At 56.5% G+C, this 26604-nt stretch carries 23 protein-coding genes; 17 read left to right on the forward strand and 6 right to left on the reverse strand.

What is annotated here, in order from left to right; all coding sequences use genetic code 11:
* Positions 1 to 4 precede the first annotated feature (4 nt).
* The 9 genes from JYG33_RS00535 (at position 5) to phoU (ending at position 7470) form a co-directional block, all read left to right on the forward strand.
* A complete protein-coding gene (locus tag JYG33_RS00535) occupies positions 5 to 784 on the forward strand; it encodes a sulfite exporter TauE/SafE family protein (protein WP_207873685.1) in 780 nt (259 codons plus the stop codon).
* A gap of 9 nt (positions 785 to 793) precedes the next feature.
* A complete protein-coding gene (locus JYG33_RS00540; protein ID WP_207873686.1) occupies positions 794 to 1513 on the forward strand; it encodes a 3-deoxy-D-manno-octulosonic acid kinase in 720 nt (239 codons plus the stop codon).
* Positions 1514 to 1590: 77 nt separating this feature from the next.
* On the forward strand, positions 1591 to 2697 hold the full coding sequence (locus JYG33_RS00545) for a polyamine ABC transporter substrate-binding protein (protein WP_060185758.1): 1107 nt from the start codon (positions 1591 to 1593) through the stop codon (positions 2695 to 2697).
* 6 nt (positions 2698 to 2703) lie between these two features.
* Entirely contained in the window at positions 2704 to 3834 is a 1131-nt protein-coding gene (gene potA, locus JYG33_RS00550; RefSeq protein WP_207873687.1) for a polyamine ABC transporter ATP-binding protein, read from the forward strand.
* Positions 3831 to 4751 carry an ABC transporter permease subunit gene (locus JYG33_RS00555; protein ID WP_207873688.1) on the forward strand — a complete coding sequence of 307 codons (921 nt, stop codon included), beginning with the start codon at positions 3831 to 3833 and terminating at the stop codon, positions 4749 to 4751. The genes potA and JYG33_RS00555 overlap by 4 nt, the downstream gene beginning before the upstream one ends.
* The gene (locus JYG33_RS00560; RefSeq protein ID WP_207873689.1) at positions 4748 to 5554 is read left to right on the forward strand and encodes an ABC transporter permease subunit; all 807 of its coding nucleotides are present in this window, start codon (positions 4748 to 4750) and stop codon (positions 5552 to 5554) included. Before JYG33_RS00555 ends, JYG33_RS00560 begins: the two co-directional genes overlap by 4 nt.
* 12 nt (positions 5555 to 5566) lie before the next feature.
* Positions 5567 to 5926, forward strand: coding sequence for a Spx/MgsR family RNA polymerase-binding regulatory protein (locus JYG33_RS00565; protein ID WP_207875681.1), 360 nt, complete (start codon positions 5567 to 5569; stop codon positions 5924 to 5926).
* Between the two features lie 38 nt (positions 5927 to 5964).
* On the forward strand, positions 5965 to 6648 hold the full coding sequence (gene rpiA, locus JYG33_RS00570; RefSeq protein ID WP_207873690.1) for a ribose-5-phosphate isomerase RpiA: 684 nt from the start codon (positions 5965 to 5967) through the stop codon (positions 6646 to 6648).
* A gap of 87 nt (positions 6649 to 6735) precedes the next feature.
* On the forward strand, positions 6736 to 7470 hold the full coding sequence (phoU, locus tag JYG33_RS00575) for a phosphate signaling complex protein PhoU (protein ID WP_207873691.1): 735 nt from the start codon (positions 6736 to 6738) through the stop codon (positions 7468 to 7470).
* A gap of 111 nt (positions 7471 to 7581) precedes the next feature.
* On the opposite strand, the gene JYG33_RS00580 is transcribed toward phoU, so the two are convergent.
* The 3 genes from JYG33_RS00580 to argA all read right to left on the reverse strand — a co-directional run bounded on the left by JYG33_RS00580 (position 7582) and on the right by argA (position 11064).
* Entirely contained in the window at positions 7582 to 8868 is a 1287-nt protein-coding gene (locus tag JYG33_RS00580; protein ID WP_207873692.1) for an EAL domain-containing protein, read from the reverse strand.
* 497 nt (positions 8869 to 9365) lie between these two features.
* On the reverse strand, positions 9366 to 9638 hold the full coding sequence (locus tag JYG33_RS00585) for an oxidative damage protection protein (protein WP_207873693.1): 273 nt from the start codon (positions 9636 to 9638) through the stop codon (positions 9366 to 9368).
* Positions 9639 to 9708: 70 nt separating this feature from the next.
* Positions 9709 to 11064: an amino-acid N-acetyltransferase gene (gene argA, locus JYG33_RS00590; protein ID WP_207873694.1), complete on the reverse strand. Its 1356-nt coding sequence runs from the start codon at positions 11062 to 11064 to the stop codon at positions 9709 to 9711.
* 72 nt (positions 11065 to 11136) lie between these two features.
* Between argA and hrpA the strand changes: the two genes are divergently transcribed.
* The 8 genes from hrpA to JYG33_RS00630 all read left to right on the forward strand — a co-directional run bounded on the left by hrpA (position 11137) and on the right by JYG33_RS00630 (position 24482).
* Positions 11137 to 14928 carry an ATP-dependent RNA helicase HrpA gene (hrpA, locus tag JYG33_RS00595; RefSeq protein ID WP_207873695.1) on the forward strand — a complete coding sequence of 1264 codons (3792 nt, stop codon included), beginning with the start codon at positions 11137 to 11139 and terminating at the stop codon, positions 14926 to 14928.
* 157 nt (positions 14929 to 15085) lie between these two features.
* Complete coding sequence (dnaE, locus tag JYG33_RS00600; RefSeq protein WP_207873696.1) at positions 15086 to 18562, forward strand: DNA polymerase III subunit alpha; 3477 nt, start codon at positions 15086 to 15088, stop codon at positions 18560 to 18562.
* Entirely contained in the window at positions 18559 to 19665 is a 1107-nt protein-coding gene (locus tag JYG33_RS00605; protein WP_207873697.1) for a glycosyltransferase family 4 protein, read from the forward strand. Before dnaE ends, JYG33_RS00605 begins: the two co-directional genes overlap by 4 nt.
* Positions 19662 to 20504, forward strand: coding sequence for a polysaccharide deacetylase family protein (locus tag JYG33_RS00610; protein WP_207873698.1), 843 nt, complete (start codon positions 19662 to 19664; stop codon positions 20502 to 20504). The genes JYG33_RS00605 and JYG33_RS00610 overlap by 4 nt, the downstream gene beginning before the upstream one ends.
* Complete coding sequence (locus JYG33_RS00615) at positions 20477 to 21283, forward strand: glycosyltransferase family 2 protein (protein WP_207873699.1); 807 nt, start codon at positions 20477 to 20479, stop codon at positions 21281 to 21283. Before JYG33_RS00610 ends, JYG33_RS00615 begins: the two co-directional genes overlap by 28 nt.
* Positions 21284 to 21292: 9 nt before the next feature.
* On the forward strand, positions 21293 to 22033 hold the full coding sequence (locus JYG33_RS00620; protein WP_207873700.1) for a polysaccharide deacetylase family protein: 741 nt from the start codon (positions 21293 to 21295) through the stop codon (positions 22031 to 22033).
* Complete coding sequence (locus JYG33_RS00625) at positions 22030 to 23208, forward strand: glycosyltransferase family 4 protein (protein ID WP_207873701.1); 1179 nt, start codon at positions 22030 to 22032, stop codon at positions 23206 to 23208. Before JYG33_RS00620 ends, JYG33_RS00625 begins: the two co-directional genes overlap by 4 nt.
* Before the next feature lie 158 nt (positions 23209 to 23366).
* Complete coding sequence (locus JYG33_RS00630; RefSeq protein WP_207873702.1) at positions 23367 to 24482, forward strand: glycosyltransferase family 4 protein; 1116 nt, start codon at positions 23367 to 23369, stop codon at positions 24480 to 24482.
* A 63-nt stretch (positions 24483 to 24545) separates the two neighbouring features.
* Here the strand turns inward: JYG33_RS00630 and JYG33_RS00635 are convergent, their stop codons facing one another.
* From JYG33_RS00635 to JYG33_RS00645, 3 genes are read right to left on the reverse strand one after another with little or no spacing between them, the layout of a single operon-like run.
* Positions 24546 to 24812, reverse strand: a complete 267-nt coding sequence (locus JYG33_RS00635) for a YkgJ family cysteine cluster protein (RefSeq protein WP_207873703.1) — start codon at positions 24810 to 24812, stop codon at positions 24546 to 24548.
* Positions 24809 to 25573 (reverse strand): YdcF family protein, encoded by a 765-nt coding sequence (locus JYG33_RS00640; protein ID WP_207873704.1) that lies wholly within the window; start codon positions 25571 to 25573, stop codon positions 24809 to 24811. The genes JYG33_RS00635 and JYG33_RS00640 overlap by 4 nt, the downstream gene beginning before the upstream one ends.
* Positions 25570 to 26475, reverse strand: coding sequence for a glycosyltransferase family 9 protein (locus JYG33_RS00645; protein WP_207873705.1), 906 nt, complete (start codon positions 26473 to 26475; stop codon positions 25570 to 25572). Before JYG33_RS00645 ends, JYG33_RS00640 begins: the two co-directional genes overlap by 4 nt.
* Positions 26476 to 26604: the final 129 nt, after the last annotated feature.

Here is a 26604-nt window from a genome sequence, read left to right on the forward strand (position 1 = left end):
CGCCATGACAAGTATTGAATTGATCCTGGCCTGTTTGCTGGGAGGCGCGCTTATTGGCTATGCCGGGGGCGTCCTGGGAATTGGCGGTGGCTTGTTGGCGATTCCGTTGCTGGGGCTGATTCTGGGTATGGACCAGCAAACGGCTCAAGGCACGGCCTTGATTATGGTGGTGCCCGCTGTCTTGTTGACCGTGCGCCAGTACCATCGCCGCAACCATATTGATTTTCGGCGGGCCGCGCTGGGGGCGATCTCCTCCATCATCTTTACCTGGTTGGGGGCGCGTCTGGCATTGGGTATGGACGCAGTGTTGCTGCGTCGTATCTATTCCGTGTTTGTAATGGCGATTGCCCTGTACTATTTCGACCAAAGTCTGGGTTTTTCCCGCCGATTACGTCGTAGTACACGTCCACGTCCAGACCCCGAGTCTTTTGGCCAGGCTTGGTACATTGCTGTTGGCATGATGGCCGGTTTGGCCGGGGGCGTGTTTGGGGTGGGTGGTGCGGTATTGGTGGTGCCCTTCTTGACCAGTCGCATGGGCTACAGCCAAACGGGAGCACAAGGCCTGGCCTTGTCCATGATTATTCCTGGCACCCTGGTCGCTTTGGCGACCTACGCCTTCCATGGTCAGGCTACCTGGCAGGTCGGGATACCGATGGCAATAGGCAGCCTGATGCTGGTGCCTTTCGGGGTACGTCTGGCGTATCGCTTGCCCGAGAACCGCCTGAAGTTTATTTTTGCCTGCATGCTGGTACTGATCATGGCTTTGTTGCTGGCCCGTGCCTAAGGAGCTGCTGTGAACGCGACGCCCGAAACTGTTTACGCCTTGCCCGGTGGCGGCACTTTGTTAGCGCCGGAGCTGGCCAATCAACTGGACTTGGCACCCCAGGCTCTGCAAGCGTGGTTTGATGCAGCTTCCTACGGCGATCAGGCCAGTAAAGTCGGGCAGGGCGGTCGTCAGGCTGCCTGGTTTGTGAACGGGCCATTCGGGCAAGCGGTATTGCGTCATTACCGCCGTGGGGGGCTGGTGGCTCGCTTTAATGAGTCCACCTATCTGTGGCAAGGTGCCTCCCGTACTCGCAGTTGGCGAGAATTTCAGGTGATGTCTTATTTGCACAACAAGGGTTTGGCGGTGCCTAAAGTGCTGGCGGGCGCGTGGTGGCAGCAGGGTTTTTGGTACCATGCGGCCCTGATAAGCCAGCGGGTGCCCAATGTGCAGCCTTTGACTCTGTGCCTGGACCGCGCCTCCCCCGAAGCGGTCGCGCGCGAGATTGTCCGCATGCACCAATTCGAGGTTTGGCACGCTGACCTTAACGCCTACAATATTTTGCTGGATGCGAATGACAAAGTCTGGCTGATCGATTTTGACCGTGCACGACAGGGGCCAGTCAGCCCCGCCCAGGCGCTGGGGAATGTGCAACGTCTGAGACGATCTTTGCTCAAAGTGTGTGGGCCGCAGGGCGATCAGTGGTGGCAGCAGATGTTTTCTGCTTACCGTCACGAAACGCAGCGCTAATTACGACTACGGGCTTTAAAAAAGCTTTATCATCTCGCCTTTTGGGTTTTTCGCTTTCGATAGGAAGGGGACTCGTGATGTCTTTTGGGATGAACACACCACAGGTACTCGCCGGCCTGCTGGCCGCTGCTGCCATCATGCCTGTTGCACAGGCACAAAATCAGGTTGTTAACGTCTATAACTGGGCTGAATATACGGCCCCCGACACCTTGTCCGGCTTTCAGAAAGCCACGGGCATTACCGTGCGTTATGACGTTTACGACAATAACGACACCTTGCAAGCCAAGTTGTTGACGGGTAAATCGGGTTATGACGTGGTGGTTCCCTCCACGCATTACGCAGCGCGACAGATCGAAGGTGGTTTGTTCCAGAAGCTGGATAAGAGTCAGATTCCCAACTGGTCCCACCTGGACCCGGACATCATGGCCTTGCTCTCCGATGTGGACCCCGGTAATGAATACCTGATTCCCTGGGGCTACGGCACCAATGGCTTGGGCTACAACGTCACCAAAGTCAAAGAAATCATGGGTGAGCAGGTGGACCTGGGTAACTGGGACATGCTGTTCAAACCTGAAAATGCCGAGAAGCTGAAAGGCTGTGGTATCTCCATCCTGGACGAAGCCGCCCAGGTATTCCCGGCCGTGCTGCACTACATTGGCAAAGATCCCAACAGCAGCAATGAAGCTGACTACCGCGAGGCCCTGGACCTGCTCAAGCAGATCCGTCCTTACGTGCGTCAGTTCAGCTCTTCCGGTTATATCGACGAGCTGGCTGCGGGTGATTTGTGCATGGTCTACGGATTCTCCGGCGATGTCATGATCTCGGCCGACCGTGCGCGTCAGGCGAAAAAGCCATACGCCATCGACTACTACATTCCGCAAGGCGGGGCGCCGGTCTGGTTTGACACCATGGCCATCCCCAAGAGCGCGAACAATGTGAAAGAGGCTCACGCCTTTATCAACTACATTGAAACGCCGGAAGTCCATGCCGCGATTACCAACACCATGTTCTACCCGAACGCCAATAAAGATGCGCGCGAGTTCGTGGTCAAGGAAGTGGCCGATAACCCCATGATTTACCCTTCGCCCGAAGTCTCCAAGACTTTGTTCGTCATCAAACCACAGCCATTGAAGGTGCAGCGTCTGCAAACGCGCCTGTGGGCTGAACTCAAGTCTGGACGTTAAGGCATCATGCAAGATATCCGTACCGGAACCTCGCCCTGGATGGACGGCGAGGATGCATTCGTACGTGTGGACGAAGTTGTCAAAATCTTCGGCGACACGGTGGCTGTTCAGTCCGTCAGTCTGGACGTAGCCCGTCACGAAATATTTGCACTGCTGGGCAGCTCGGGCAGTGGCAAGTCCACCTTGCTGCGCATGCTGGCAGGTTTTGAAGAGCCGACTTCCGGTCGGATTTACCTGGATAACGAGGACATTACCGACCTGCCGCCTTATCGGCGGCCGGTCAATATGATGTTTCAGTCCTATGCGCTGTTCCCGCACATGTCGGTCGAGGCCAATGTGGCCTTTGGCCTGAAGCAGGAAGGCGTGCCCCGCAATGAAATCCACGAGCGCGTGTTCGAGGCGCTGGATCTGGTGCAGATGGCGGGTTTCTCACGCCGCAAGCCCAATCAATTGTCGGGTGGTCAGCAACAGCGTGTTGCCCTGGCGCGTAGCCTGGTCAAACGTCCCAAGCTGCTCTTGCTGGACGAGCCCATGTCCGCCCTGGACAAGCAGATTCGTCAGAAAACCCAGATTGAACTGGTCAAGATTCTGGAGCGCGTGGGTGTGACCTGCATCATGGTGACCCACGACCAGGAAGAGGCCATGACCATGGCCAGCCGACTGGCCGTGATGTCAGACGGGCAGATCATCCAGTCCGGTACGCCTTACGACGTGTATTCCTTCCCGAACTCGCGCTTTGTGGCGGGCTTTATCGGTTCCACCAATCTGTTCACCGGCGTGGTGACGGTGGACGAGCCTGACCACGTTCATATCGAGTGCGAAGAATTAAGCCGCCCCTTGTATGTCAGCCACGGAATCAGCGAACCGCTGGGCATGGACGTGTATGTGTCTGTCCGTCCCGAGCAGATCAAGGTGAGTCGTGAGTTGCCTTCCGAAGACACCAACTGGGGCCACGGCATTGTGACCCATGTGTCCTGGATGGGCAGCTACACCCGCTACCAGATTCGTCTGGATGCGGGCATGCTGATCGAAGCGCAAATGCCTAGCGGCACTTTGGCCCAGCCTGATGCCCCCGGCGTGGACGAAGAGGTCTACGTGTCCTGGTCCGACGACAGCGCAACGGTACTGAGCACATGAAGAACCTGTCCTGGCGCAAACTGCTGCCCACCAGTCGCACGCTGGTGGTCGCCCCCACATTCCTGTGGATGATCCTGTTTCTGCTGGTGCCGTTTTTGCTCGTGCTCAAGATCAGTTTTGCCGATCTTGATTTCGGGGTGCCGCCGTATACGCCCTTGGCCCAGTTTGCCGAGGAAAGCATTTCCTTTGTCCTGAACCTGCGCGGCTATATCCTGCTGTTCAGCGACAATCTGTATTTGGCCACCTACGTCAGTTCGCTGAAGATGGCCGCTGTCACCACGATCTTTTGTATTTTGATCGGCTACCCGGTGGCCTACTACATTGCGCGTTCCTCACCAGCCGTGCGCAGCCTGCTTTTGCTAGCGGTGATTCTGCCGTTCTGGACCTCCATGCTGTTACGCGTCTATGCCTGGGTAGGCATTTTGCGTGGCGATGGCCTGCTCAATCAGGTCTTGCTATGGATAGGCATTATTGATGCGCCGCTGGAAATCTACCGCACCGACCTGGCTGTTTATATCGGTTTGATCTACGCCTATCTGCCGTTTTTCATCCTGCCCCTGTACGCCAATCTGGTGAAGCTGGATATGCGCATGCTGGAAGCCGCTTATGACCTGGGCGCTCGTCCCTGGTCGGCGTTCTGGAACATCACCTTACCCATGTCCATGTCTGGCGTGATTGCCGGTGCCATGCTGGTGTTTATCCCGGCGGTCGGCGAGTACGTGATTCCGGAAATGCTGGGCGGTGCTGATACCCTGATGATGGGCCGCGTCATGTGGACCGAGTTTTTCAATAATGCAGACTGGCCCATGGCCGCTGCCGTGACCTGCGTGATGGTCTTGCTGCTGATCATTCCTTTGATTTTCTTCCAGTACAGCCAGATGCGACAAATGGAAGCGCAACGGGGAGGCCGCTCATGACCAAGCCTAATCCCTGGCTGCGTGCCATCGTCCTGACAGTGGGCTTCGGGTTTCTGTACATCCCCATTTTGTTCCTGATTGTCTTTTCATTTAATGAATCGGCCATCATGACGTCCTGGTCGGGTTTTTCCTTCCGCTGGTACGAGTCCCTGTTTCAGGACAAGGCTTTGCTGAGCGCTGCCAAGCTGTCTTTTCTGATCGCGGTGCTGACAGCGACAATGGCCGCTATTCTGGGCACGTGGGCGGCCTATGTGTTGGCTCGCATGGGGCGCTTCAAGGGCTTTGTGCTGTACATCGGTTTGGTTAGCGCACCGCTGGTGATTCCCGAAGTCGTGCTGGGTATTTCCCTGCTGCTGATGTTTGTGGAACTGAACTCCCTGTTTGGCTGGCCGGAGCAGAACGGTATTTTCACTATCTGGATTGGGCATGTGGTGCTGTGCACTGCTTATGCAACCGTGATTCTGCAATCGCGCATGCGTGAGCTGGATCGCTCTCAGGAAGAGGCCGCCCTGGATCTGGGTGCCACACCCTTGAAGGCGTTTTTCCAGGTTGTTCTGCCCTCGATCGTGCCAGCCCTGATGGCGGCCTGGTTACTGGCCTTCACCCTGTCGCTGGACGATGTGGTGATTGCCTCCTTCCTGTCCGGTCCGGGCTTTACCACTTTGCCGGTGGAAGTGTTTTCGCGCGTACGCTTGGGCCTCAAGCCCGAGATCAACGCTTTGGCAACCCTGCTTATTCTGGTGATCGGTATTTTTGTGGTGGTCGCCAGTCGATTGCAGGCACGCCGCGAGCGTCGCGCCTGATTGATAAGGAGTATTGCCGTGTTCACGATGTATGGTTTGAAAAATTGCAGCACCTGCCAAAAGGCGATGGCCTGGTTTGAGCAAAACGGTCTGCCCTTGAACTTTGTGGATTACCGCGAACATCCCTTGGATGCAGTCCGCTTGCAACAATGGGCGCAGGAGCTGGGTGGCTGGCCCAAGCTGGTCAACCGTGCTTCCATGACCTGGCGTAATCTGCCTGCGGAACGTAAAGAGCCCCAGGACGATGCCCAATGGCTGGCCTTGATTGCCGAGTTTCCGGCGCTGGTGCGCCGCCCCTTGTTGATCACGTCTGAGGGCGAGGTCAGTGTGGGTTTCAACGAAGGCAAATTTGCCGCTCGTTTTCTTAAATAAACCAAGGGGGGCCAAGCCCCCCGATTTTTATATCTGCCATGTACACACAATCCGAACTCAAACAACAGGTGGCCCAGGCCGCAGTTGACTACGTCCTTCCTTTCCTGACCCCTGATTCCATTCTGGGTGTGGGTACGGGTTCCACGGTGGATCTGTTTATTGATGCCCTGGCCGCCCATAAACAGGCCTTCAAGGCTGCCGCCTCCAGCTCGGAGCGCTCGACGGCTCGCCTGCAAAGCCTGGGCATTGAAGTGCAAGACCTGAATACCATCGAACGCATGGATTGGTATGTGGACGGTGCCGACGAAATCGATGCGGCTCTGAACATGACCAAAGGCGGGGGCGGTGCACTGACCCGTGAAAAAATCGTGGCCTCGGTCTCGGATAAATTCCTGTGCATAGTGGACGACTCCAAGCTGGTTGAACGCTTGGGTGCGTTCCCCTTGCCCGTAGAAGTCATCCCCATGGCCAAGAATGCTGTGGCACGCCAATTGCGCGCTTTGGGTGGCAATCCGGTGGAGCGTACGGGCTTTGTGACCGATAACGGCGGCCTGATTCTTGACGTGTCCGGTTTGTCGATTGCCGACCCCGCCGCTTTGGAAGCCCAGATCAACAATATGCCCGGTGTGGTGTGTTGTGGCCTGTTCGCGATTGCCCCGGCCAGCGTGGCGTTGATTGCCGGTCAACAGGGTGTGCGTACCCTGTCTGGCGACGGTTTCTGAATTTTAATGTCTCTGTCATAATCGGTGCTTAATCTATGCACGGATTAAGCGCTGGCGCGAGCCATTTTGCTGTTACAGAAGGCCACTATGAACGAACATACCAATAAGCAGTTTCACTCCGATCTGGAGGCCACCCGTTCGCTGTTTTTGCAGATGGGCGGTATTGTTGAATCTATGGTCCGGAGTGCGACCGAAGCCCTGCAATCCGGGGATATGTCGCTGGTCGATCAGGTTCGCGAGCGTGAAAAAGAAATCAACCGCCTGGAGGTGGAGATTGACGAGCGCATCACTAACCTGATCGCCCGTAATCAACCTACCGCCATTGACCTGCGCATGTTGCTGTCCATCTCCAAAATGCTGACCGATATGGAACGCTGCGGGGACGAGGCAGAGCGCATCGCCAAGATGGCTCGTCGTCTGCATGAAGGCACCGCTGGCTACGAGCCTGTGGTGGAGCTGCGTCACATGAGCTCCTCGGTCGCTGGCATGATCAACGATGTGCTGGACGCCTTTGCGCGCCAGGACGCCGTGCACGCGGCACAGATTGTGCGCAGCGACAAGGAAGTGGATCGTGAATGGAAGGGTTCGCTGCGTCACATCATCACGTACATGATTGAAGACCCACGCACGATCTCGCACTCCATTGACCTGATCTTTATCGCCCGTGCGCTGGAGCGCATTGGTGACCACGCCAAGAATATGGCTGAACGCGTGATCTACATGGTACGTGGTGACGATGTACGTCATACCGGTGTGAAGAACACCGAACGTACTGCACGTGGTGAGCCTTTGCCAGAACCGGAATCCGACGAAAAAATCTGATTCTGATCCAGGCCTTCTGGCTTCAAGCCCTGCATGATTTCATGCAGGGCTTGTTTGCGTTTGGAACGATGAAAACGTAGCTGCTCTTTGATTGACGGGCAGGACTAGATCTCAGAAGCCGAGGCCATAGCCTTGCAGTGCTTGCCCAGGGTGGAACTGGGTGCGGACGACGACTGCATCGTGCACCGTAATTGCCGCAGGCGAATCCAGCCAGGGCGGTGTCAGTGTGGGCATGGCCAGTAAAAAACCTTGTACGCCGTGCGCGCCAGATTGGCGAACGAACTCCAGATCAGCCTCGTCCTCTACGCCTTCAATCACCACGTACGGGCAGTAATCGGCACAGACATTCACCAGGTTGCGTAGCAAGTGCGCAGGCTGTCCAGGGCTGCGTGCTCGCAGCAAAATAGAGCGGTCAATCTTGATGATGTCGGCATGAGTCTGCGCCAGAAAGGCCAGGGTGCTATTGCCCGAACCCGTATCATCCAGGGCAATTCGTACCCCCAGATTCTGTAGCTGGGCAATCAGACGGAGCGCCGTCGGCTTGTGCGCAATCGTACCGGTTTCCGTGACCTCCAGAATCAGACGTTGGGCTACATCGGGACGGCTATCCAGATAGCTGAACAGGTCTTGCCACCACAAATCATCCTGCAAGGAACCGGCAGACAGATTGGCGCCCAGGCACAGAGTGGGCTTGGTGCTCAAGAGCTCAACCACACTTCCCAAGACGCTGCGATCCAGGCGGGAAATCAGTCCCAGTCGCTCCAGGGCGGCAATGGCCTCGGGCAAGGCGTAGTCGGCCCCGCTGGAGTGGCGAATCAGCGCCTCTTCATAAAAGTCTTTGTTCTTGTGCTTGTCACTCAGGTGGTAGAGCGGCTGAAAGGCCAGGGCCAGCAGACCGTTTTGCAAATCGTCCAGCATGCGGACCGCCAGGCACATATCGTCCCGGTAGGTCTTGGCCCAAACCTTGTGCCAGGAGGCCAGTGTCGCCGGATGGTTGTGAGAGCAGGGGTTGGGAGCCGGAGGGTGAAGCAGATCCGTGTCGTACTGACGGCTGTCGTAGTGGTAAGCCATCTGGGTATGCAGATAGATACGGTTTTCATCCTGGGTGATGGGGTCGCACTCCAGCGCTGCACCCAGCAATTGGGCCAAGGCATTGGGATGGGTGCGTTGGAAGCGATTCTGTTTACCCAAGTGCTTCAAGGCAATCAGGACAAAATCCCCCTGTATAAAGATCTCGTCTGCGCTCAGTCCGCAGTCCAGCAGCCTTTGCTGCACCGTATTGAGCACAAAAGCATGAAACTCGGACCCATACAAAGCCTGTAAGTAGCTGAGATTGACCAGCCACAGGCGTAAGTGGGTCGAGTACTGATCAATCTCGGGTAGGTCTAGGCGGCACATGAACTTCTTTTCCTGTGGGTAAAGCAAGTAAGCGGCTGTGCTGTACAGGGACACGTAATGGGGGCGTGCCGGGCTGCTCGGACAGGAGCTTCGAGATAAAGTCCGTCCGGCTATTGGGTAGCTCAGCCAGTATTGGGTCGGCGTAGGGATAGACCAGGGTATGGCGGCTGCATTCTGGAAGGGCATGCCCCGACCAGCGTTATTCCTGTGTTTGTACTGCGCTCCACCCCTTGCCTGGGCACCCCACGTGTCCATCAAGCCAGCCGTGATTTTGTGCCTTAGGAGTAGGAATAACTGTAGAAAACGCTCATTTCTTTTGATTTTTGACCAGTCGGAAACGAAAGTATCGCGATGCGTTTCATTTGTTTACGTATTGAGTGAGGTTTGTCGTGAAGGTGGCGACGCTGGGCAGGGGTAGGAAAAGAGCGCTGGAATAAAGAAACCCCTGAGCATGAAGGCCATGCTCAGGGGTTCAGACGTTTGATCTGGAAGGGGACTTAGGCGCTGGGAGCGGTAAAGCCGTCTGCTTCCACATCCTTGTCTTCAAACAGATACTGTTCCATCTGTTCTTTCAAGTACGAGCGGGCACGGGCGTCAGCCAGGTTCAGGCGGTTTTCATTAACCAGACGGGTTTGCACATCCATCCAGTTGGCCCAGGCTTGTTTGGAGATCGAGTGCCAGATTTTGGTGCCCAGTTCACCAGGGTAGGGTGGAAACTCCAGGCCCTCGGCTTCCTGTTTCAGCTTCACACAGTGAATCATGCGTGCCATATGTGTTCCTTTTCAATCAAATTCTTGGATGGGCGTATTGTACTGAGGGGGGCAGGAGGGTCAAACCGGCTTACAGCTTTTTAATAAAGACCATGCTGTTGCGCGAACGGTTGTAATGCGATTGCTTGCCCTTGGGCAGATCCGAGACGCCGCCCTGTACAAAACCACGTTTGATAAACCAGTGCGAGGTGCGGGTCGTCAGGACAAACAGACGCTTGAAACCCGCCGCACGGGCTTTGGCTTCGGTGTGACGCAGCAAAATTTCGCCTTCGCCCGAGCCTTGCCATTCAGGATGCACGATAAGACAGGCCATCTCGGCCATGCTCTCTGCTTCGTAGGGAATCAGGGCGACACAGCCATAAATAATGCCGTCGTGCTCCAGAACCGTGAATTGCTCCACTTCCCGCTCAATGACAGAGCGGCCGCGTGGCACCAGCGTACCGTCGATCTCCAGGGGTTCAATCAACTGCACAATAGCCCCGACATCGTCCAGATTGGCCGGGCGCAAATCGTCCAGGGTGTCTTCTACCACCATGGTGCCCACCCCATCGTGGGTGAAGATTTCCAGCAAGATGCTGCCGTCTTGCTTGTAGGGCACCAGATGCGCACGGGCAATCCCGCGTTTGACCGCTTGCGAGGCATAGCGCAAGAAGGTGGAGCAGTCCTCGTCCAGCTTGCCCGAGGCCAGCAGGCCATCGGCATCGGCACGGGCCAGTTCCGAATCAATATCCAGATTATTGGAGTGGCCAATATGTTCAGGCGTCAGGAAAATCAGTTTTTCCGCACGCAGCGCAATCGCGGTGCTGGTGGCCAGATCTTCCATGTCCAGGGTAAAAGCCTCGCCAGTTGGGGAAAAACCCAAGGGGGAGAGTAGAATAAGCGCTCCTTGATTCATGATGACGCGCATGGCATCCACATCAAGTTTGCGCACCGAACCCGAATGCTTGAAGTCCAGGCCATCAATGACACCGACCGGACGCGCGGTCACAAAGTTGCCCGAAATAATGCGAATCTGGGCGTGTGACATGGGGGTGTTGGGCAAACCCTGGCTGAAGGCCGCTTCAATATCCAGGCGAATTTCACCGGCGGCTTCTTTGGCGCACTCCAGTGCGACGGCACTGGTGGGCTCGGTACCGCGACCAAATTGTGTGGTCTCGCCTTTCAGGCGCAGTTGCTCGTTGACCTGCGGGCGTGAACCATGCACCAGCACCAGCTTGATGCCCAAGGCCGACAGCAGCGACAAATCCGGGATCAGGGTATAGAGCAGTCCATCGTTGATGAGCTCGCCCCCAAAGGCCACTACGAACGTCTTGCCACGAAAGTCGTGTACATAAGGCGCCACTTCCCTGAACCATCGCACAAATTGTGCCTGGGATTCATCCGGTGGTTCGATGGCGTTGTACGAGTCGGGGATGTCTGTGTTCATTGCGGGGGATCTTTGCGTCCAAATGGTTTCAAGCCAAAATTATAATGATGTCTGTACCAGAAACTACCTTTCATGCACGAGTCCGACGAATTGACTGAAAACCCACACTCTTTACCAACAATTTCCTACCCTGATGACCTGCCTGTCAGCGCCCGCCGGGCCGAAATTGCGCAGGCAATCAAAGACCATCAGGTGGTCATTGTGTGTGGTGAAACCGGCTCGGGCAAAACCACTCAATTACCCAAAATCTGTCTGGAGCTGGGCCGTGGCCTGCAGGGCAAGATTATTGGTCATACCCAGCCTCGTCGTCTGGCCGCTACCTCGGTGGCCAAACGTATCGCCCAGGAGCTGCAATCCGAGATTGGTGATTGGGTAGGGTACCAAATTCGCTTTAACGACAAGACCGGGCCACGTTCGGCCATCAAATTGATGACGGACGGGATTTTGCTGGCCGAGTCCCAGCGCGATCCCCTGTTAAGCCGCTACGACACCATCATTATTGACGAGGCCCATGAACGCAGTCTGAACATCGACTTCTTGCTGGGCTTTTTGAAGCAACTGTTGCCACGGCGTCGTGATCTGAAACTGATCATTACCTCGGCCACGATTGATGCCGACCGTTTTGCACAGCATTTTGCCCATAAGGGTAAAGCCGCTCCGGTCATTGAAGTCTCGGGCCGCCTGTACCCCGTCGATATTATGTATCGCCCGATTCAGGATCCCTCTTTGGTGGATGCCGAAGAGCGTCGCTCCGCCTCGGAAGAAGAACGCGATTTGATGCAGGGCATTGTGGATGCGGTGCAGGAATGTGCGCGGCATGGCATGGGCGATATTCTGGTGTTTTTGCCCGGAGAGCGCGAAATTCGCGAAGCCACTGAAGCGCTGGAGAAAGAAAAACCCATTAATACCGTGATCCTGCCTTTGTTTGCGCGCCTGTCGCAAGCCGATCAGGAACGTATTTTCCGCCCCAAAGGGAATGCCCGCCGCGTCGTGCTGGCGACCAACGTGGCGGAAACCTCGCTGACGGTGCCGGGTATCCGCTTTGTGGTCGATAGCGGCCTGGCGCGGATCAAGCGCTATTCCTGGCGCAACAAGGTCGAGCAACTGCGTATTGAAGCGATCAGCCAGGCCTCGGCCAGCCAGCGGGCAGGGCGTTGCGGTCGTATTGGCCCCGGTATCTGTATTCGTCTTTATGACGAGCAGGACTTCAAGAGCCGTCCTCCCTTTACCGATCCCGAGATTCTGCGTTCCTCGCTGGCCTCGGTGATTCTGCGCATGAAGGCTCTGCATCTGGACGATGTGGAAACCTTCCCCTTTGTGGAACCGCCTACGGGCCGCGCGATTGCCGATGGTTATCAAATCCTGCAAGAGCTGGGTGCACTGGACGAACAGCAGCGCCTGACCAAGGTGGGTCGTTCTCTGGCCAAGCTGCCGGTCGACCCGCGCGTGGCTCGGATGATTCTGGCGGGCCATGAGCATCACTGTTTGACGGAAATGCTGATTGTGGCCTCGGCCATGTCGGTGCAAGACCCACGCGATCGTCCTGTGCACGAGCGGGAAGCGGCCAACCAGGCCCACGCTCGTTTCAATGACGACAAGTCCGAGTTCCTGTCCTATGTGAAGCTGTGGAACTGGCTGGAGGAACTGGGGCAAGAGCAAAGCTCGCAGCGCAAGTTTGCCAATAGCGTCAAGCAGGCCCTGCTGTCACCCTTGCGGATTCGGGAGTGGCGTGATGTCCATACTCAATTGCGTAGCCTGGTACAGGAACAGCATTGGGTGGCGAATCCTTCGGCGGCGACCTACGAGCAAGTGCATCTGGCGCTGTTGACGGGCTTGATCGGCAATATTGGCTACAAGAGCGAAGAAACCGGTATCTATCAAGGTACGCGTGAATTGCGCTTTGTAATTCACCCCGGTTCCAAACTGGTCAAGAAAGCAGGCCGCTGGATTCTGGCGGGCGAGCTGATGGAAACCACGCGCCTGTTTGCTCGTTGTGTGGCCCGTATCGAGCCGCAATGGATTGAAAAAGTCGGTGCCCATTTGCTGCGCAAAACATGGGGCGATCCGCGCTGGGAGAAAAAGGCCGGTCAGGTGGTGGCCAATGAACGTGCCACGCTGTATGGCTTGCTGATTTACAGTGGCCGACGCATTCACTTTGGCCGTATTGATCCGGCACAGTCTCGCGAGCTGTTTTTGCGCCAAGCGCTGGTGCCCGGCGAGATTGAGTCCAACCTGCCTTTCCTGCGTCATAACCGTCAGCAGATTCAGGCAGTTGAACGTCTGGAGCATCAATCGCGTCGCCCCGACATTCTGGTGGATGAGGAGCTGATTTACGCGTTTTACGATCAGCGTATCCCGCAGGATGTGTACCAGACGGCCACGCTGGAAAAGTGGTTCAAGGGTTTGTCCAAAGAAGAGGCCAAAGGCCTGGAATTGAACCGCGACGAGCTGATGCAGCACGACGCAGCCGGTATCACCACTGAGGTCTTCCCGCGTTCCGTCGAATGGCAGGGCGTGAAGATGGCACTGGATTATCACTTCGAGCCGGGCTCGGTGCGCGATGGCGTCACCTTAAGCGTGCCCTTGTTTGCCCTGAATCAGATCGAGGCGGCCCGCTGCGAATGGCTGGTGCCCGGCATGCTGAAGGAAAAAGTACTGGCCTTGCTGAAGTCCTTGCCGCAGCGGATTCGTCGTCATTGCGTGCCCTTGCCGGATTACGCTGCCGCCTTCCATCAACGCTGGTTTGAAAAAGCCTCCGATCCGGGCATGAGCCTGCTGGATGCGATTTCCCAGGATATGTGGCAACAGCTCAAGCAACGGCCCCAACGCAGCGATTTCAAGCCTGAAACCCTGGCGACCCACTTGTTCATGAACTTCCGGGTCATTGATGAGCATGGCCGCATGTTGTCCGGTGGGCGTAATCTGGATCAGCTCAAGGCCGAACATGGCCGTCAGGCCCAGGCGTCCTTCCAGCAGATGGCCGCCAGCGACGAGCAAGTAGCGCAAGTGCTGGATCACGAGCAACTGACTGGCTGGAGCTTTGGTGAGCTGCCGGAGCTCATGGAAATCAAGCGCAAAGGCCGCAGTTTTATTGGCTATCCGGCCTTGATCGACAAGAAAACCCATTGTGATCTGGACGTGTTTGACGACCCGGCCCAGGCCCAGCGCCAGCACCGTCAGGGTTTGCGCCGCTTGTTCCGTTTGGCCCTGCGCGAGCAAGTGCGCTTTCTGGAAAAGAACATTACGGATCTGACCCGTATCAGCATGCTGTACATCAATCTGGGGACGCAGGAACAATTGCGGGACCAGATTATTGATGTGGCCCTGGAGCAGTCCTGCATGATGGAGCCTTGGCCGAAAAACCAGGCCGAGTTTGAGGCACGAGCGCAAGAAGGTCGCAGTCGCTTGGGTCTGGTGGCCCAGGAAGTGGCGCGTCTGGCCGGACAGATTCTGAATGAGTGGAGTGCTGCCCAGAAGAAACTGGCACAAATCAAGGCACATCCCGAGGCCTTGAAAGACATACAGCAGCAATTGAATGCCCTGATGCCCACTTTGTTTTTGGAAAGTAACGAATACGCGCAGTTGGCGCATATGCCGCGCTACTTGAAGGCCGTACAAACTCGGGTGGACAAATTGCGTGCTGATCCGGCCCGCGATCAACGCTTGATGCAGGATATGTCAGTCCTGCTGATGAAGTACCAGCGTGCCGTGGCGGCGCTGAAAGGTGCGACCGATAGCGGTTTGCGAGACTTCCGCTGGATGCTGGAGGAGTTGCGCGTGTCCTTGTTTGCTCAGGAACTGCGCACCCCCATGCCTGTCTCGGTCAAGCGCCTGGAAAAAGCCTGGGCTGCCTTGCAGCGCTAGACTGTTTGTTATTTTGGTATTGGTCGGCAGGGGGCGGGTGATTGTGCGTTTGTTGTTCAGCGAGATGTGAACCAATCGAAACATATTGCCTGCCCTTATTCACCCTGAGCATCGCTTCAGGGTCACCAATGTCTATTGGCTTAAGTACAATTCCATCATGAGCGAAACCACCCCTTCTTTTGTCCATTTGCGATCCCACTCGGAGTTCTCCGTGGTGGACGGCATCGCCCGTATTCCCGAAATGATCAAAAAAGCGCAGGCCTATGGGCAGCCTGCATTGGCTTTGACGGATTTGTGCAACTTGTTTGGACAGATCAAGTTCTACACCTCGGCGCGTAAAGCCGGGCTGAAAGCCATCATGGGTTGTGATATTTGGCTGCAGAACGAGGAAGACCGCGAAAAACCGTCACGCCTGCTGTTGCTGGTGCAAAACGAAGCGGGCTATTTAAGCCTGTGTGACATTTTGACCCGCGCCTGGCTGGGTAACCAATACAAGGGCCGCGCGGAAGTACAACGCGCCTGGCTGAAAGAGTGTAGCGGCCTGATTGCCTTGTCCGGTGGACGCATGGGCGATGTTGGTCAGGCCCTGGCTGACGGCAATCTGGAGTTGGCGCGCGATTGTGCCCGTCATTGGCAGGACTTGTTCCCCGGCGCCTTCTACATCGAATTGCAACGCAGCGGCGCGGACGGCGACGAGCTGTACGTGCAGGCGGCAATGCGGGTGGCGGCTGATCTGGACTTGCCGGTGGTGGCCACGCACCCGATTCAATTTATTGCGCCTGACGATTTTCGTGCGCACGAAGTACGGGTATGTATTGCCGAAGGCGAGCAATTGGCCAACCCCAAGCGAGTGAAACGCTTTACGCAGGAACAGTATTTTCTTAGTTCGGACGACATGCAGCAGCGTTTTGCCGATGTGCCGTCTGCACTGGAAAACACGCTGGAAATTGCCAAGCGCTGCAACCTGGAAATGGAACTGGGCAAGCCTTATCTGCCGGATTTCCCTACGCCAGAAGGGATGTCGCTGGGCGACTTCCTGATCCAGCAGGCTAAAGATGGGCTGGAAACTCGTCTGGTGCAGTTGTACGCCGACCCAGAAGAGCGCGAGAAACAGCGCCCCACCTACGAAGAGCGTTTGATGTGGGAGTGCAATACCATCATTTCCATGGGGTTCCCCGGCTACTTCCTGATCGTGGCGGACTTCATCAACTGGGGTAAACACAATGGTGTGCCGGTAGGACCGGGCCGGGGCTCGGGTGCGGGTTCCCTGGTGGCCTACAGCATGGGTATTACCGACCTGGACCCCTTGCGCTATGACTTGCTGTTCGAGCGTTTCCTGAACCCCGAGCGGGTTTCCATGCCTGACTTTGACGTGGACTTCTGCCAGGACAACCGCGAACGCGTGATTGACTACGTCAAACAGAAATATGGCCGTCAGGCCGTGAGCCAGATTGCCACCTTCGGTACCCTGGGCGCGAAAGCGGTGGTGCGTGACGTAGGCCGTGTGCTGGAGCTGCCCTACAGTCTGTGCGACGGCTTGTCCAAACTGATTCCCTTCAACCCCGCCGACCCCTGGACGCTGGAACGTGCGCTGGCCGATGAGCCTGCCTTCCGTGAGCGTTACGAGAACGACGAGGAAGTCAAAGCCCTGATCGACCTGGCCCGTCCTCTGGAAGGCCTGACTCGTAGCGTGGGCATGCACGCCGGGGGCGTCCTGATTGCGCCCGGCAAGCTGATTGATTTCTGCCCGTTGTATGCCCAGTCGGGCCCCGATGCCAACGCCGTGTCGCAATATGACAAGGACGACGTGGAGGCCGCTGGCCTGGTCAAGTTCGACTTTCTGGGGCTGCGCAACTTGACGATTCTGGACTGGGCCGTGCGCTATGTACGCCAGTTCAATGCGGACAAGCGTGATTTCGACATCATGGCTTTGCCGTTGGATGACGACGCTTCCTACAAGATTTTGTGCGACGGCAATACTACCGCCGTGTTCCAGTTGGAATCGCGCGGGATGAAAGAGCTGCTACGCAGCCTGCGACCTTCCACTTTTGAAGACATTATCGCCATGCTGGCCCTGTATCGTCCGGGGCCGCTGGAGTCGGGCATGGTGGTGGACTTCGTGAACCGGAAACACGGTCGCGCTGAAGTTGATTATTTCCACCCGGATCTGGAGAGCACGCTCAGCAGTACCTACGGGGTCATCGTCTATCAGGAACAGGTGATGCTGATCTCGCAGATTATTGGTGGCTATTCGCTGGGTGGCGCCGACTTGCTGCGTCGTGCCATGGGTAAGAAAAAGCCCGAGGAAATGGCCAAGCACCGCGTCTTGTTCGAGGAAGGGGCAGTTAAAAAAGGCCACGATCCCGAATTGGCGGTCAAGCTGTTTGACCTGATGGAAAAGTTTGCGGGTTACGGTTTTAACAAGAGTCACTCCGCTGCTTACGCACTGATTGCCTATCAAACCGCCTGGTTGAAGGCCCACCATCCGGCCGAGTTCCTGGCAGCGACCTTGTTGTCCGATATGGACGATACCGACAAGGTCCAGATTTTCTGGAAAGACGCGCTGGCTAACGGCGTGGAAGTCTTGCCGCCAGATATCAATGCGTCCAACTACCGTTTTGAGCCTGTTCAAGACAGCTACACCGAAAAAGGCTTGCCCCCTCGCACCATGCGTTTTGGTTTGGGTGCGGTCAAAGGCACCGGGCAAGCTGCGGTTGAAGCGATTGTGCAGGCTCGTAAAGAAGGCGGACCTTACTGCAGCCTGTTTGACTTCTGCCGTCGTGTGGATCGTCATCAGGTGAACAAACGCACTATCGAAGCCTTGGTGCGTGCGGGTGCCTTTGATTCTATCGACGAGAACCGGGCCGCCTTGCTGGCCAGTATTGGTGCGGCGACAGAAGCGGCTGATCAAGCCGAGCGCAGTGCCAATCAGTCCTCCCTGTTTGCGGACGACTCCAACGACATTGTGGAAGGCGAGGTGGCTAAAGTTGCCCCCTGGAGCCTGCAAGATCGTTTGCGTCAGGAAAAAACCGCGCTGGGCTTTTACTTCAGCGGCCACTTGTTTGATGCCTGGCGTGACGAAGTTCGTCGTTTTGCGCCTACGCCCCTGGCCCGTCTGGAAGCCTCGCGCAGCCCGCAATGGTTTGCTGGCGTGCTGTCGGCCGTTCGTGTGCGCATGACTCGTCGCGGCAAGATGTTGTACGCCATGCTGGACGATGGTTCGGCTCAGTTGGAAGTCGCTATCTTCAACGAGCTGTTTGAAGAACACCGTCAACGTCTGAAAGAAGACCAGTTGATCATCATTCAGGGCAAGGTCAGCAACGACGACTACACCGGTGGTCTGCGTATCAATGCCGATTCGATTTTTGATCTGCAGTTGGCCCGTGAGGCGCGTGCCAGTTGCTTGAGCATTGCTTTGAATAACAATGCGGACGCGCAGCGTTTGCAAGCCTTGCTGGCGCCGCATCGCGCCGAGCAGCAGGGCGGTGTCCCGGTAGAGGTGCAGTTGCAACGCCCTGATTACGAATGTGTGGTGCAGCTAGGCCCACAATGGCGTGTTCGTCTGGCTGATTCCTTGCTGGAGCAGTTGGAAGGCTGGGATGCCACACACGAGGTGGAGATCAGCTACCGATGAAGCCCTTGCGCATTTTGCACTCGGAAGCAGCCACCAGCTTTGGCGGTCAGGAAAATTACATCCTGCGTGCCATGCGTATCTTGCGTGAGCGTGGGCACCAGGTGGAGGCCGCGTGCCAGCCTCATGCCCAGCTTACCGAGCGTTTGCGTGATGAGGGCTTTGTGGTCCACACCCTCTTGATGGATGGCCCGGCCAACTATATGCGCGGCGTGCGTCAATTGCGTGGCGTTCTGCGTCAGGGCAAGTTTGATGTGCTCAATAGCCATAGCCGCCGGGACACCATGCTGGCCGGGGTGGCAGGGCGCTTGGCGGGGACACCGCTGATTGTGCGTACTCGCCATCTGGCCAAGAAAGTCGGCTCATTGATGTCGTACACCATCGTGCCCAAACGGGTGATTACGCCCAGCGACTATGTGCGTGATCATCTGATTGAGCGCGGAGTGAAGCCCGAGCATGTGCGGGTGGTCTACCCCTGTGTGGACCCCAGTGTGCTTGATTCAGCCCCCGCCCTGGATCTGCGTGCCGAGCTGGGTTTGGCGTCGGATACCTTGCTGGTGGGCTGTATCGCTGTGTTGCGGCGTGAAAAAGGCCATCATGAACTGATCGCTGCCATGCAGCCTTTGTTTGCTCAGTATCCCCAACTGCATCTGGTGCTGGTGGGGGGCGGCTCGCCCGGCTACGAGCAGTTACAGGCCTTGATTGCTGAGTCTGGCTTGCAGGGCAGGGTGCATTTATTGGGTGCACGCTCGGATGTACCATCGATTCTGCCCAATCTGGATATTTTTGCCCTGGCGACCCATATGGAAGCGTCGGGCACTGTGTTTGTCGAAGCCGGTAGCGCGGGTATTCCTGTGCTGGGCAGTCGCGTGGGCGGTGTGCCGGAGATGATGCAGGAAGGCCGCAGTGGTTTTCTGGCAGATTTGCAGGAACCCCAGCAGTGGCGTGCCGCTTTGGAAAAACTGATTCAAAGCCCCGAGCTGCGTCAGGAAATGGGGGCCGCAGGCCGCTTGTTCTGCCGCAGCGACGAGCGCTTTACCCCGCTTGCCATGGGCGATCGGCTGGAAGGCGCGTACTACGCTTGGTTAAAGGAGCTTCAGGGATGAAAGTGGCCAGCACTGTGCCTGTCATGATGTACCACCATGTCACCCCGGAAGGGGGCATGATCAATGCCAGTCCCGAGCATTTCGAGCAGCATTTGCAATGGTTGAAGAAAAACGGCTGGACCAGCCTGAGTACCGAGCAGTTTGTGGGCCATTTGCAAGGGCAGGGCGTACCTCCCAAATCGGTGCTGATCACGTTTGATGACGGCTACCTGGACAATTGGGTCTATGCCTACCCTTTGCTGAAAAAATATGGTTTCAATGCCGTGATCTTTCTGGTGACAGACTGGATCAAGGATGGTCCGGTGCGCCCTTATCTGGGGCAAGGCCAGGACGTACCTGAATGTCCGGTGCACCGCGAATGTGAAGCGCGTATTGAACAAGGGCGCAGCGACGAGGTGATTTTGCGCTGGAGTGAAATCCACGCCATGCAGGCCGATGGTGTGTTCGAGTTCCACAGCCATACCCACACGCATACCCGTTGGGATTTAAGCGATCAACGTGATCAAAAAAATGACAAGATGCGCTGGGAGCTGGAACAGTCGCGCAAGACTCTGCAGGCCAATATGGGCACGGTCTCGGACCAGTTGTGCTGGCCTCAAGGCTATTTTGATCCTGATTACGTGCAGATCGCGCAGCAAGCGGGTTTCCGCTACCTGTACACGACACGCGCCTTTGGCTCTAATCAGCCCGGCAGCGATCCCCTGCATATTTATCGTTTTGCCGTGCGCGATACCACGGGCGTATCGGTAGGCCGCAGGCTGAACGTAGCGGTACATCCCGTGATCGGTCCGATTTTCAATAGGTGGAAAGCATGGCGTCGTCGTCAACGACAGAAGTAGAGCAAAACGCAGTGTCTGGCTCTGGCAAGCGCCTGTCCGTTATTTTGATTACCAAGAACGAGCAGGCGCATATTCGTGCTTGCCTGGAGTCCGTGGCCTTTGCGGACGAAATCATTGTGGTGGATTCGGGCAGTACCGACGAGACCGTGGAAATCGCCCGCTCCATGGGAGCCCAGGTCAGCATTACCCCGGATTGGCCCGGTTTTGGTCCTCAGAAGAACCGTGCCCTGGACAAGGCGACTGGTGATTGGGTACTGTCCATCGATGCTGATGAACGTGTCACCCCTGCATTGGCTCAGTTGATTCAGCAGGAAATGGCCCAGCCACGCGGGACAGCCTACCGGATTGCCCGCCTGTCAGAATTTGCTGGCCGCTGGATGCGCCATAGCGGTTGGTGGCCAGACCGGGTTTTGCGTCTGTTCAAGCGCGGCACAGCCCGCTTTAACGACGCGAAAGTACATGAAAGCGTGCAGACCGAGCACCCCATCCTGATTCTGGATGGCCATTTTCTGCATTATCCCTACGCCAGCCTCGAAATCTTTATCGACAAAATTAACCGTTATTCCTCGGATGCGGCGCGCCAAATGCAGGCCAAGGGCAAAACCACCAGTCTGCCCGGTATTGCCGGTCATGCCAGTTGGACCTTTGTGCGCCACTACCTGGTTCGACGCGGTTTTCTGGATGGCCCGCAAGGTTTCATTCTGGCGTGCATGGCCGCTTCGGGCAGCCTGTTTCGTTATAGTAAGCTCTGGTATTACACCCGTCAGAAGTCAGATTAGCCCCTTATAATGCCGCCTATGATTCCGATTCTTATGTACCACCAGGTCGGGGTGCCCGCTCCTAAAGGCTCGCCGTATCGCGGTTTGACTGTGCACCCCACCGATTTCCGACGCCAGATGACCTGGCTGAAACGCTTGGGCTATCGTGGCTTGTCCATGGCACAGTTGATGCCGTATTTGCGTGGTGAAAAGCAAGGCAAAGTTGTGGGAATCAGCTTTGACGACGGCTACCGCAACGTCTTTCAGAACGCCATGCCGGTGCTGGACGAATTGGGCTTTACAGCCACCAATTACATCGTTGCCCGACATCTGGACGGCTCTAACTTCTGGGACCAGCCCAAAGGCGTGCCACATTCTGGTCTGATGTCTTTGCCCGAGCTGCGCGCCTGGGTAAATGCTGGTCATGAAGCAGGCTCGCATACCCTGGACCATGTCCATTTGACAGATGTGTCCTCGGAAATTGCTCATTACCAGATCGCGCAATCCAAAGCAGAGCTGCAAGATGCGCTGCAAGTGGAAGTCAGTGCGTTTTGCTATCCCTATGGCGACCAGAATCAAGCGATTCGTGAACAGGTGCGGCTGGCCGGGTATCTGAATGCCACCACGACCAATCGAGGTCTGGCGCGCTCGGATGACGATTTGTTTGATTTGCCGCGCGTCACCGTATCGCGTTCCACCAATATTTTGCGCTTCGTGCAAAAGTGCGTCACACGCCTGGAAGACAAGCGCAGAACGGTTTCCCGCTCATGAGTTCAGATCAGCCCCACGACACCCCCGTTCCCGAGCGCCTGCGCATTGCTTTTGTTGTCGACCGTTTCGGCAATCGCTTTGGTGGCGCCGAAGCCTATGGCGTGGAGCTGATGCGCGAGTTGGCCGAAAAACACGAAATCACCGTATTTGCGCGTGAATACGACAGCCGCTGTGATCTGAAGCTGGCTTATGTGCCGATCCGCCATTGGTCGCACTGGCCCGGCTGGATACGCGGTATTTTGTTTGCTCGTCAGGCCGCCAAGGCGACTTCCCAAGGCTTTGACATTGTGCATTCGCACATGAATGGCTGGTGTGGGGATGTGGAAGTGGTACATGTCACTCCGGTGCGCTTTAACTGGCGCGTGCGGCCTTTGCCTCTGCTGAAAAAACTGGGTTCCTACTTCAGCCCTCGGGTTTGGGGATACCTGGGTCTGGAAAAGCGGCGCTTGCGTCCGGGCCCTCATGCGGTCGTGGCGGTTTCTGGTCTGATTGCTGAGCAGTTGCAGCAAGCTTATGGCAGCGTGCACGAATATCCCGTTATTGCTCCTGGCGTTGCCTTGCCGCAAGTCGATCATCAGGGAGAAGAGCGCGCCAAAGTTCGCGAGTCTTTAGGTTTCACCAAGGAGCAGGTCGTTTGCTTGCTGGTGGCCCGTAATCCACTGCGCAAAGGCCTGAGTACAGTACTGGAGGCTTTGGCAAAACTGCCTTCCCATTACCGCCTTTTGGTCGTAGGCGGAAAACCGGGCCTGCGCGACCAGATGCGTCAGCAGTTGCAAGCCTTGAATATGCAAGATCGCGTGATCTTGCAGGGCGAAACGTCGAATGTGGAGCCCTTTTATCGTGCGGCGGATATCTATGTGCATCCGACCCTGAACGATAGCTTCGGTATGGCACCGCTGGAAGCCATGTCCTATGGGCTGCCGGTTGTACTCAGCCCTAGCCCCTGGTGCGGCTTTGCCCAATACGTTCAGGGTGGCTATCACGCCTTGTTGTTGACCCACCCGGAAAATGCAGAAGAGCTGGCTCAGGCCATAGAGAAAATTAGCAAAGATCCGGTGATGGCTCGCAATCTGGTCGAGAATTCGCGTGAATTATTGATCCAGTTCAGTTGGCCTGCGGTGGCGACTCGCTATCAGGAGCTGTATCAGAAAGTGTTGCTTCGCCGCCAAGCTTAAAGGCGTTTGTAAGGCTGTTTTCTCTGTTACTGGTATTAAATCCTCAAAACTGCTGTTCAGTCATTGTTCAGCTTGCTCAATAGCGGATACACTTTGTGGCCTGTAGATACTCGGCCTGAGTATTTACCTGTCACTCATAGTCGCTGACGGAGCGAGTTTTGAAGGTCCTGATCACTGATATTCACCATGGTAATGGCGGCGGCCATGTCACCTACATTTTGGGTTTGTTGCGCGGTTTGGCCCATCAGTGTGAATTCACTCTGGCGGCACCGGCAACGGGCCGACTGTATCGTGAAGCTTTGCAGATACCCGGTGTAAGAGTGTTGCCGGGGCTGTATACCGCCCGTATCGGGACGGCCTTGTCAGAAATCTGGAACTTGCGTGGCTTCCTGCAGCGCGAAGCTTTCGACATTGTGCATTGCAATGGCAGTACCGATCACCGCCATGTCATGATCGCCTGCAAAACGCTGCCTAATCCCCCCGTCATTATCTGGACCAAACACAATACCAACCGTTTGCACAGCCTAGGTAACCGTTTGCGGGCGCGCTTTGGGACTGATCTTTGTATTGCCGTCAGTGATTATGTAGCCCGCCAACTGGCTAATTCTGATTATCGGCGTTGCAACGTTGAACGGATTTATCACGGTCTGGATCTGGAGCATTACTCCCCGGTTTCCGCACAGGAAAAGCAGGCCGCCCGGCAGGCACTTTTCGGCCCCGAGTTGGCAGAGAACTGCCTGGTACTGGGCTCGGTGGGGGGGACGGATCTGGAAAAAGGCTGGTTGCTGCTGGTTGAAGCGGTGGCCCGACTGGAGCCGGAGCTCAAGCAGCGTATTCAGATTGTTGTGGCAGGTGACCCGCCCGTGGCGGCCGTGCGCGAGCAAGTGCAGGCTTTGGGCTGCGCTGAACAGCTTGTCTTCCCTGGCTTGGTCAAGGATGTGCGCTCAGTCCTGGCTGCCTGCGATGTGGGCTTTGTGCTCTCGTATAAAGAGTCCGCCTCTTACGCATGCTATGAATCCTTGGCCTTGGGTCTGCCCGTCTTGATCTCCAATGCTGGTGGTCTACCGGAAAGCATTGAGCATTTGCATGAAGGCTGGGTTGTGCCTTGTGGAGATGTGGCGGCCATTGAGGCGCATGTGCGAGACATGCTGTGTCAGAAGTACTGTTTGCACACGGTGGGCAAGCGCGCCAGGCAACGGGCAGAAAATCGTTTTGATGCGCAGCGCTTCTCGATTGATACCTATCAGGCCTATTTGAAGGCACGGGCGCTATAAGCGAGATGCTTGGCTCTTTGGTAAAAAGCGTTCTGAGTGTATTTCAGAACGCTTTTTTTATAGCTAATTTTTGAGAGCTGGAGCCGTGAGCGCTTCCAGCTCGCTCAGCCAGATCAAGGCCTCTTCCCGCTTTGTTCCACACATTTCCTGCGAGGCTTGCAGGCCGGAACAACAGGCAGGCCGTTCTGGCTGGCCAAAAATCCGGCAACGCAATTGTTCATCAAGCTGGATACAGGGCACGCCTGCCGGTTTACCGTGTGGCATGCCAGGAATAGGGCTGGAAATAGAAGGGGCGATGCAGCAGGCCCCACATTCAGAACGACAAATCATGCCCAGCCTCGGGACCAGTACACCAGAATCCCCACATATTCCTTGATGATGGAACGGCTGGACTGCAAGGCCATCAGATTGGGTTTCCACATGGAGAACTCCGGGCTGTCTGGCACGGTCAATTGAGGGGCGGCACCCGCGGCAATCACATTGACCCCTTGCTTGCGGAAAATGGCCATGGCGCGTGGCATGTGCAGTGCAGAGGTCACCAGCAAAACCTGCTTGGCCTGTTTTTCTTGTAATAGCTGTGCGGTGTATTCACCATTTTGCTGCGTGGTCAGGCTGTCGTTTTCCATCAGCGTGGCTGAAGCGGGCACATTCAGGCTGTTCAGTGTGTTTGCCATGACCTTGGCTTCGCTAACGCCGCCGTCCAGCGCGGCCCCGGACAAGACGATATAGGGAGCACGACCTGCTTTATACAGATCTGCTGCTCGCTCTACCCGCGCCGAGGTTTTTTGTGCCGTTTGCGGCAGGAACCAGTTGCTACGGTTTTGAGCTGTGTGGCCACCCAGAACCACAATGGCATCGGCCTGCGTCACTTGGTCCGCAGGTTGATAGGGATACATTCTTTCCAGATACCCACCCGCATACAGGCTGGTGGCAGGCAGGGACCAGGCACCGGTCCAGAGCAGACCGGCCAGAGCCAGAGCGGTCGCTGTTTTGCGCAGCCGCAATATAAAGAGCAGTACCGCCAAAAGTAACAGGGCGGCAAACAAATTCAGCGGAATGACCAGGCTGGTCAGGATGCTCGAAACATTCATGGGTGCTCCCGCTCTGACTCTAGAACCTGCACCACCTCGTCCAGCGTAGGCCATTGGCCGTCCCGTCCCAGGCAAATGGCCCGTGGGGACCAGGGGCCGGTGTCTTCCGGATTGGTAACGCCACACAGGGTCAACTGCTGCGCCTTGATGGCCGCCGCGACATGGGAGACGCCAGAGTCATTGCAAATAACCCACTGCGCCTGTTGGCAAAGCCGCGCAAAGGCCCCTAGCGGCAGGGGCGGCAAGCAACGTGCGCTAGGCGCATTTTGCAGAGCAGCCTCATGCTCGTTGGGCGGGGGGCACATAATGACGGTTTTGCCTTGGGCTTGCAGATGACGGGTCAGTTGGTCGAAATAGGGCCAGACTTTGACGCGGCCTTTGTGCAGTCCAGTTGCGGTGGGGGCGATCAGAATATAGTCGCCGGGGCGCAGGGCGGCTTGGCGCAGGCTGTTATCGCCTTCTTGCCGTTGCAGGGGGCTGAGCGTCAAATCCAGGGTGGCCGGGGCTTGTTCAGGGACGGGGCCCAAATTCCACAGGCCCAGCGCCTGTTGAACAATATAGAACCAGGATTGCACCGCATGCAACTGGTTTTGCGGCTTATTTAATGGCCAACGTAATAAAAGGCTACGGCCATCATCGCGGTAACCGCAGGCGGGTAAACCAGCCAGTTTGAAGCTGAGCGCACTGCTGAGCGAGTCGGGCAGCAAGAGGCCGTACGCGTTGCGGTGAGCATGCTGACGGCGATAGCGGCGTATGGCTCTGGCATCATGACGCCAATGGCTGGTCATGGGGATGAAACCATGCAAGGGGTAGGCCGATAGCAGTTCGCGGGCCCAGGGGCGGGCACAAACAACTACTGGTAAACCAGTGTCCAGCAGAGCCTGTAAACACGGCAGGCTCATGCATACATCGCCTAACCAATTAGGCAATCGTAGATAAAGGGCAGAGGGATCAGACATGAACAGGACAACTAGACAGAGCGAACCAGAGCGGGGACGCTCGATTCAGGCAATGAGCGTTAGAATAAACAC

The sequence above is a fragment of the Alcaligenes sp. SORT26 genome (assembly GCF_017377875.1).
GTDB classification, from domain to species: Bacteria; Pseudomonadota; Gammaproteobacteria; order Burkholderiales; family Burkholderiaceae_B; genus Alcaligenes; species Alcaligenes parafaecalis.

What these genes read in the sequence shown, in the direction of transcription:
- JYG33_RS00615 (WP_207873699.1), top strand. Translation starts at nt 20,477, where the DNA reads ATGGCGTCGTCGTCAACGACAGAAGTAGAGCAAAACGCAGTGTCTGGC.
- dnaE (WP_207873696.1), top strand. Translation starts at nt 15,086, where the DNA reads ATGAGCGAAACCACCCCTTCTTTTGTCCATTTGCGATCCCACTCGGAG.
- JYG33_RS00585 (WP_207873693.1), bottom strand. Translation starts at nt 9,638, where the DNA reads ATGGCACGCATGATTCACTGTGTGAAGCTGAAACAGGAAGCCGAGGGC.
- JYG33_RS00555 (WP_207873688.1), top strand. Translation starts at nt 3,831, where the DNA reads ATGAAGAACCTGTCCTGGCGCAAACTGCTGCCCACCAGTCGCACGCTG.
- potA (WP_207873687.1), top strand. Translation starts at nt 2,704, where the DNA reads ATGCAAGATATCCGTACCGGAACCTCGCCCTGGATGGACGGCGAGGAT.
- JYG33_RS00605 (WP_207873697.1), top strand. Translation starts at nt 18,559, where the DNA reads ATGAAGCCCTTGCGCATTTTGCACTCGGAAGCAGCCACCAGCTTTGGC.
- JYG33_RS00610 (WP_207873698.1), top strand. Translation starts at nt 19,662, where the DNA reads ATGAAAGTGGCCAGCACTGTGCCTGTCATGATGTACCACCATGTCACC.
- JYG33_RS00560 (WP_207873689.1), top strand. Translation starts at nt 4,748, where the DNA reads ATGACCAAGCCTAATCCCTGGCTGCGTGCCATCGTCCTGACAGTGGGC.
- phoU (WP_207873691.1), top strand. Translation starts at nt 6,736, where the DNA reads ATGAACGAACATACCAATAAGCAGTTTCACTCCGATCTGGAGGCCACC.
- JYG33_RS00580 (WP_207873692.1), bottom strand. Translation starts at nt 8,868, where the DNA reads ATGTGCCGCCTAGACCTACCCGAGATTGATCAGTACTCGACCCACTTA.
- JYG33_RS00620 (WP_207873700.1), top strand. Translation starts at nt 21,293, where the DNA reads ATGCCGCCTATGATTCCGATTCTTATGTACCACCAGGTCGGGGTGCCC.
- JYG33_RS00535 (WP_207873685.1), top strand. Translation starts at nt 5, where the DNA reads ATGACAAGTATTGAATTGATCCTGGCCTGTTTGCTGGGAGGCGCGCTT.
- hrpA (WP_207873695.1), top strand. Translation starts at nt 11,137, where the DNA reads ATGCACGAGTCCGACGAATTGACTGAAAACCCACACTCTTTACCAACA.
- JYG33_RS00645 (WP_207873705.1), bottom strand. Translation starts at nt 26,475, where the DNA reads ATGAGCCTGCCGTGTTTACAGGCTCTGCTGGACACTGGTTTACCAGTA.
- JYG33_RS00640 (WP_207873704.1), bottom strand. Translation starts at nt 25,573, where the DNA reads ATGAATGTTTCGAGCATCCTGACCAGCCTGGTCATTCCGCTGAATTTG.
- rpiA (WP_207873690.1), top strand. Translation starts at nt 5,965, where the DNA reads ATGTACACACAATCCGAACTCAAACAACAGGTGGCCCAGGCCGCAGTT.
- argA (WP_207873694.1), bottom strand. Translation starts at nt 11,064, where the DNA reads ATGAACACAGACATCCCCGACTCGTACAACGCCATCGAACCACCGGAT.
- JYG33_RS00635 (WP_207873703.1), bottom strand. Translation starts at nt 24,812, where the DNA reads ATGATTTGTCGTTCTGAATGTGGGGCCTGCTGCATCGCCCCTTCTATT.
- JYG33_RS00545 (WP_060185758.1), top strand. Translation starts at nt 1,591, where the DNA reads ATGTCTTTTGGGATGAACACACCACAGGTACTCGCCGGCCTGCTGGCC.
- JYG33_RS00625 (WP_207873701.1), top strand. Translation starts at nt 22,030, where the DNA reads ATGAGTTCAGATCAGCCCCACGACACCCCCGTTCCCGAGCGCCTGCGC.